At 32.4% G+C, this 6,764-nt stretch carries 6 protein-coding genes; 1 reads left to right on the top strand and 5 read right to left on the bottom strand.

Annotation, left to right across the window (positions count from 1 at the left end; genetic code table 11):
* Positions 1–168: 168 nt before the first annotated feature.
* From opp4C to opp4A, 5 genes are all read right to left on the bottom strand, one after another.
* Positions 169–1,062 carry an oligopeptide ABC transporter permease gene (gene opp4C, locus LQ622_RS12550; protein WP_037589228.1) on the bottom strand — a complete coding sequence of 298 codons (894 nt, stop codon included), beginning with the start codon at positions 1,060–1,062 and terminating at the stop codon, positions 169–171.
* Positions 1,063–1,073: 11 nt separating this feature from the next.
* Complete coding sequence (gene opp4B / locus LQ622_RS12555; protein ID WP_239775329.1) at positions 1,074–2,036, bottom strand: oligopeptide ABC transporter permease; 963 nt, start codon at positions 2,034–2,036, stop codon at positions 1,074–1,076.
* Positions 2,017–3,021: an ABC transporter ATP-binding protein gene (locus tag LQ622_RS12560; RefSeq protein ID WP_037589226.1), complete on the bottom strand. Its 1,005-nt coding sequence runs from the start codon at positions 3,019–3,021 to the stop codon at positions 2,017–2,019. The genes opp4B and LQ622_RS12560 overlap by 20 nt, the downstream gene beginning before the upstream one ends.
* Positions 3,014–4,024 carry an ABC transporter ATP-binding protein gene (locus LQ622_RS12565; RefSeq protein WP_239775331.1) on the bottom strand — a complete coding sequence of 337 codons (1,011 nt, stop codon included), beginning with the start codon at positions 4,022–4,024 and terminating at the stop codon, positions 3,014–3,016. The genes LQ622_RS12560 and LQ622_RS12565 overlap by 8 nt, the downstream gene beginning before the upstream one ends.
* Before the next feature lie 128 nt (positions 4,025–4,152).
* Complete coding sequence (gene opp4A / locus LQ622_RS12570) at positions 4,153–5,886, bottom strand: oligopeptide ABC transporter substrate-binding protein (RefSeq protein WP_037589224.1); 1,734 nt, start codon at positions 5,884–5,886, stop codon at positions 4,153–4,155.
* 257 nt (positions 5,887–6,143) lie between these two features.
* On the opposite strand from opp4A, the gene LQ622_RS12575 reads away from it, so the two are divergent.
* Positions 6,144–6,446, top strand: a complete 303-nt coding sequence (locus LQ622_RS12575) for a hypothetical protein (RefSeq protein ID WP_037589223.1) — start codon at positions 6,144–6,146, stop codon at positions 6,444–6,446.
* Positions 6,447–6,764: the final 318 nt, after the last annotated feature.

Here is a 6,764-nt window from a genome sequence, read left to right on the forward strand (position 1 = left end):
ATACATAAATATAAAAGTCTGAAAGAATTGCAACTTTCTTTAAGAGATATCTTAATTCTTTATATACCAATTCTAAATCAATATTGTGTAAAAGTAAATCATAAGGTGTGCAGGTCACATGATGTGTTGTAAAAATACATTAAAAATTTTTATCTGAGCTTTCTGTACTTAACGAACTGATTTTGGATTCAGTGCATCTTTTAAACCTTCACCTATAAAGTTAATACATAAAATCGTAACCGTAATGATGATCGCTGGCGGCATCCAAATCCATGGTTTACTTCTCAAAATATCTCCTTCTTGCGCATCAGTTAGCATATTACCCCATGTCGGAACAGTCTTATCAATACCAAATCCTAAAAAGCTTAATCCCGCTTCTGCTACAATTTGGACTGCAAATACTAATGTTGCTTGTACAATAATAACGCTCAGTATATTAGGTAATAAATGCTTTAACAAAATTTTATAAACAGGTGTTCCAATTGATTGAGCTGCTAAAAAATATTCATTTTCTTTTTCTTGCAATACTTTACCGCGAACAATACGTGCAATACCAACCCATGACAATGCAATCAGTACGATTGCAAGTATTAAAGCAGATCCATATTTGTTTTCAATTTTACCGCTAAAAGTCGCATTCAATACAACAGCGAATGGTATAAAAGGAAAGAGCATCACAAACTCTGTGAAACGCATAAGTATTGTATCAACCCATCCTCCATAATATCCTGAAAGCATGCCGACTAATATTCCAATTAACATTAATCCTACAGTCGTAACGAGACCGAAAATGAGTGAAACTCTACCAGAATACAATAATCTACTCAGTATGTCTCTACCACCTGAATCTGTCCCCAACCAATGCTCAGTTGTCATTTCACCTTTAATCATGACTAAATTTTGCAAGTTTGGATCATATGGTGCTATGAGAGGTGATATTATAGATACAAAGAATATTAAAGATAATATTAAGGTCGCAAACATAGCTGGTTTGTTACGTATAAATTTGTTTCTTGCAATTGTCAAAGGCGATTTGTTTTTGATTTTATCTTGCTTACTCATATTATCCCCCCTTAGTTACTCTTGATTCGTGGATCTACTAAACTATATGAAATATCCGAAATTAAATTGGCTAATAACCCTAAAAATGAAAAGAATAATAACAACGACATCATGAGTGGATAATCTTTACCACCAATAGATTCAATCAGCAACTTCCCAATTCCAGGATAAGAAAAGATTGATTCAGTTATAACTGCTCCACCAAATACAGATAACACGTCAGATCCAAAAAATGTAACAATCGGAATGATTGAATTTCTTAAAATATGTTTATTATAAATTTTAGATTCCGATAACCCTTTCGAACGTGCTGTACGTATATAATCTTTTCTCGATACTTCGATAATGTCATTTCGTAAGAATTGTATATAACTTGCAGTTGATAATAACCCCAATATCATTCCTGGTAAAATAGCGTGATATAATTTACTTATATAATATGCAAAACTACCTTGTTCAAGTCCTATTTCAACAGATCCTGAAAATGGAAACCAGCCTAATTGAAATGCAAATACATATATTGCAAACACACCAGCTACAAATGAAGGTATGGCTAACATAAGATAATTCAACACTTGTATACTATAATCGTATAAACTATATGGTTTCCTACCCGAAATTATGCCAAGTGGAAATGCAATCATATATGTAATAACTAAACTGATAACACCTAATAAAATCGTATTAGGCATACGTTCTTTTACTAAATCCATAACTGGTCTTTTATATCTAATTGAATCACCTAATTCTCCATGAAGTATTTTATTCCCCCATGTAAGATACTGTTTATAGAGCGGATCATTAAGTCCTAATTTTTCTCTTTGTTCTTCATAATATTTCGAACTGACATTAGGTAGCTTTTGACCAGTAAACGTATCTCCTGGTTGCATTTTAGCTAAACCAAAAATAACAATAGAAATTAAAAATAGTAATGGAATCATGAGTAATAATCTTCTAATAATTAGAGTTGTCATTTACTTTCACCTCATCTTCTAGCAGAATACATGCAGCATAATGTTCGTCTCCAACTTTACGATAGCTCGGTTTTTCAACTGAACATTCTTTTCTCACATAAGGACATCTTGTATGGAATGGACAACCTTTTGGCGGATTACTCGGTGATGGTAAATCACCTTCTAATAAAATTCTCTTCTTCCGCTTCGAAGGATCTATTTCCGGAATAGCTGAAATTAACGATTGCGTATAAGGATGTCTAGGATTTTCATATATTAAATCAGCAGGTCCTTTTTCTACAATATGTCCTAAATACATCACACATATATAATCACTTACATGTTTAACAACGCTTAAATCATGCGCAATAAATAAGTAACTCAGTCCAAATTCTTTTTGTAAGTCTGCCATGATATTTAATACTTGAGATTGTACAGATACGTCTAATGCACTTACTGGTTCATCCGCAATAATCAATTTAGGTTTTAACGCGAGCGCTCTAGCGATACCTACACGTTGCCTTTGTCCTCCAGAAAATTCATGCGCATATTTATAGTAAGCTTCTTCGTTAAGTCCAACTTTTTCTAGAAGTTCCATCACTTCTGATTTCACTTCTTCTTGAGATTTCTTGTAATAATTTCTAATTGGCTCTCCAATAATATCTCCAATCATCTGCATTGGATTCAACGAAGCATAAGGATCTTGGAATACCATTTGGAATCCTTTTCTCACTTGTCTTAAAGACTTTCCTTTTAATTTCGTAATGTCTTGATCACAAAATATAATTTCTCCAGATGTTGCCTTTTGTAATTGTAAAATGGTTCTACCAGCTGAAGATTTACCACATCCTGATTCACCAACAAGTCCGACAGTTTGTCCAGCTTTAATATTAAAAGAAATACCATCGACTGCTTTTACTTCTCCAACTTTACGCTGAAAAACACCACCTTTAATTGGGTAGTACTGTTTAAGATTTTTAACTTCTAATACATACTCATTAGACATGTAATGGACCCCCTTTTTCTGATATCGATTCATCGTATAAATGACACGAAACTTTATGTTGTTCATTTATAGAGATATCTTTTAAATTTGTCGTTGCACAGGCGTCCATAGCAAATGGGCATCTATCATAAAAGTTACATCCAACACTCGGTATTTTATCTATTGAAGGTACAGAACCTTTAATCGTTTCTAATTTATCTTGTTTGATATCTAATCTTGGTATCGTTTTTAATAGTAATTTCGTATATGGATGTTTAGGATTATTAAATATTTCTTCCACTGAAGCACGTTCAACAATTTTACCTGCATACATAACTGCGACAGTATCACATATTTCTGCAATAACCCCTAAGTCATGTGAAATAAAGATAACGCCCATATCCGTTTCATCTTGAACCTTCTTCAATAATTCTAATATTTGAGCTTGAACAGTTACATCTAGTGCTGTTGTAGGCTCATCTGCAATAAGTAATTTAGGGTAGCAAGAAATCGACATAGCAATCATGACTCTCTGCCTCATACCTCCAGATAATTGGTGAGGGTACTCGTTAATAACTTGCTGTGCTCTTGGTATACCTACCTTTTTCAATAGATCTATCGCTCTTTCTTTAGCTTCTTTCTTAGAAATATTTAAGTGTAATAACATCATTTCAATTAATTGATTACCTATTGTAAATACTGGATTAAGTGATGTCATCGGTTCTTGGAAAATCATAGCAAGTTCTTTTCCTCTAATATTATTTAATTGTTCATTTGTATATTGATCAATACGTTCACCCATGTATTTGATCTCACCTGAATTAATTTTCGCAATTTTTTCAGGTAATAATTTTAAAATCGACATACTTAACACCGATTTCCCAGAACCAGATTCTCCTACAATCCCCAAGATTTCACCTTTCTCTAAAGTTAAATTAACATTAGAAATCGCATTGTAGTTCTTACCGTTTATATCAAATCCCGTACTTAAATTATGTATTTCTAATAAATGATTACCATGCATATTATCCCCCCGTTAGTTAGTAAGTCCTTCACCTTTTATAAAGGTTCAAATGTTACACTAATAGATATGATAAGAGTCTGGAACATTAGTACTCGTCCCAGACTCAAAAAATTAACGCACTAAAATATTTATTTATCTTCTTCTACAGCCCATTCGTAGATTGGATTTGCACCTTTTAATGAAACTTCATAATTTTTAACTCTTTTATTTACAGCTGTTGTATCAATTAATTCAGTAAGTGGAATTGCTGGAATTTCTTCTGCCCAGATTTTTTGCCACTCTAGATATTTCTTCTTACGCTTATCTTGGTCTTCACCTACAATTTTTACGTCTAAAGCTTCATCTAATAATTTGTCTGCTTTTTCATTTTTATACCTTGTTTCATTCCAAAGTGCTGTTGATTTATACATTTCTGATGGATCCGGGTCTGCTCCTTGAATCCAAGTACGGAAGTATACTTCCATATCTTTAGAGCCTTTCTCTAAATCATCATTATATTTACCAAATTCAACCATTTCTACTTTTGTTTTTAGACCAATTTTTTCCCAATATCCTTTAAGTGCTGCTGTACGAGGTTCAAATGTTGGGTTTGTTCCTGCATAGTGCTTAAGATTGATTTCAAACTTTTTACCATCTGGATCTTCTCTAAAGCCATCACCATCTTTATCTTTGTATCCTGCTTTATCTAATAATTTTTCTGCCTTTTTAACATCATATTTGTATTCTGTTACTTCACCTTTTTTAGCACCACTCCAGTGTGATGATGGAATTAAACCATTTAACGGTTTACCATAACCATGATAGAATGCTTTAATCCATTCATCACGATTGATCGCATATGCCATAGCTTGTCTTAATTCCTTAGATTGATATTTAGGACGTGCTTTACCGATTTCATTCTTCTCTTTATCGTAATCATTCAACACAAAACCAATAATTGCATAAGATGTTGACGGTGATTCTAATAATTTAACGTTTTCAGATTTACTATCTTTAATTTCTTTAGCAATCGGTGGTGAAACAGAAGATATATCAATTTCCCCTTTTTCTAAAGCTTGTGCAATTGAAGTTTGTTCTACAACTCTTAAATTAATTTTGTCTAACTTAGGTTCACCTTGCCAATAATCTTTATTCTTAACAAATTCTACTGATTCTCCATCAACAATATTTTTAACTTTGAAAGGACCTATACCTATAGGATTTTTACGAACTGCATCAGATTTAGCCATCTCTTTTACAGGAATATCTTTAAATACTTTTTCACTAATAAGTGATCCAGTCCATAAAGCATATAAATTGTTTGCTTTTTCTTTCTTAAATGTAATTTCTACAGTGTAGTCATCTATTTTCTTAATACCTTCTACTTTGTCTGCTTTACCAGCGTGTTTCTCTTCGGCACCTTTAATAAGCTCAACACCACTATAACGTGGACCATCATAGTCTTTATTAGCTAATGTTTCTAAAGTAAAAATCCAATCGTTAATAGTAAGTGGATTGCCATCATGCCACTTAATGCCTTTTTTCATTTTGAAAGTATAAGTTAAATTGTCTCCATCTTTCTTATCCCATGACAAAATATGTGGCTTTATTTGTAAATGATCATCGAAATCAACTAATCCATCGTTGAAATAACCAATAACTTCAGAATCACCTGCTGTACCAGCAAAAATACTTTGGAAGTTACCTTCAGGTGCATCGCCGATACCAACTTTCAAAGTGCCACCTTTAGCATCACTTTTTCCAGTTTTATTTTCCATAGCTGATTCCTTTTTAGAATCCTTATCTTCCCCTTTGCCACATGCTGCTAATACAAGCATTAAACTTAAACATACTAATAAAAAAGTTTTCCAATATGGTTTCATATTTATACCCCCTTGTGTTGTTAAAGTATGTATATATAGTAAATATTTTAATTATTCTGTAAACTTTGTCAATAACTGGTAAAAATATTATAATTTAATAATTCTACAATTATTACGTATGTAAAATATTTTGTTTTTTTATCTGAGCTTTCTATTTGTAATTTATCTCGTGTAATAATACACTATTGTTAAATAGATATTTGTCTCTTGCTTTGAATTTTGGATATTCATTATGAGTAATCAAGGAGGTTTTTCAAATGACTGTTGAAGGTAAAAATCTTATAAAAGTGAACCGGCAGAATGAACAAAGATCTTCAGAGATTTCAGTTATGATTGAAGAAGGTGGTTTAGGCGCTGATAATTACTATCAAATTATTAAGCCAAACGCGAGCCATAGGGAAACAGAAGAAAACATTTTCCAATTCGAAGATGAAGTTAGTCAAAAAAGTGATTCTGATTTAATCGACTTACTTATTGTAAATGCACAGGAACATACTGCAGAGAATTACAAAGAAGCACAAAATATTATTAAAGCTGAGTTATTGAAACGAATGTGTTAAGTAGATTTATATTATGAGGCTGGACCATGATTGATATGGTCCAGTTTTTTATATTTTGCCGGCTAACGATCTTGTTTTGGTTTCTTGAACGTTACAATTTCTAACGATCTTGTTTTCGAGTCTTGATCGTTAGCCCATTATTTTTTTGAGTTTTTCCGTATATGTTGCCGGCTAACGATCTTGTTTCGGTTTCTTGAACGTTACAATTTCTAACAATCTTGTTTTCGAGTCTTGATCGTTAGCCCATTATTTTTTTGAGTTTTTCCGTATATGTTGCCGGCTAACGATCTTGTTTCGGTTTCTTGAACGTTACAATTT

It is taken from the genome of Mammaliicoccus sp. N-M50, assembly GCF_022386995.1.
Taxonomy (GTDB): Bacteria; Bacillota; Bacilli; order Staphylococcales; family Staphylococcaceae; genus Mammaliicoccus; species Mammaliicoccus sciuri_A.

Excerpts from the sequence above, each read along its gene's own strand:
- LQ622_RS12575 (WP_037589223.1), top strand. The coding sequence starts at position 6,144 with ATGACTGTTGAAGGTAAAAATCTTATAAAAGTGAACCGGCAGAATGAA.
- opp4C (WP_037589228.1), bottom strand. The coding sequence starts at position 1,062 with ATGAGTAAGCAAGATAAAATCAAAAACAAATCGCCTTTGACAATTGCA.
- opp4A (WP_037589224.1), bottom strand. The coding sequence starts at position 5,886 with ATGAAACCATATTGGAAAACTTTTTTATTAGTATGTTTAAGTTTAATG.
- LQ622_RS12560 (WP_037589226.1), bottom strand. The coding sequence starts at position 3,021 with ATGTCTAATGAGTATGTATTAGAAGTTAAAAATCTTAAACAGTACTAC.
- opp4B (WP_239775329.1), bottom strand. The coding sequence starts at position 2,036 with ATGACAACTCTAATTATTAGAAGATTATTACTCATGATTCCATTACTA.
- LQ622_RS12565 (WP_239775331.1), bottom strand. The coding sequence starts at position 4,024 with ATGCATGGTAATCATTTATTAGAAATACATAATTTAAGTACGGGATTT.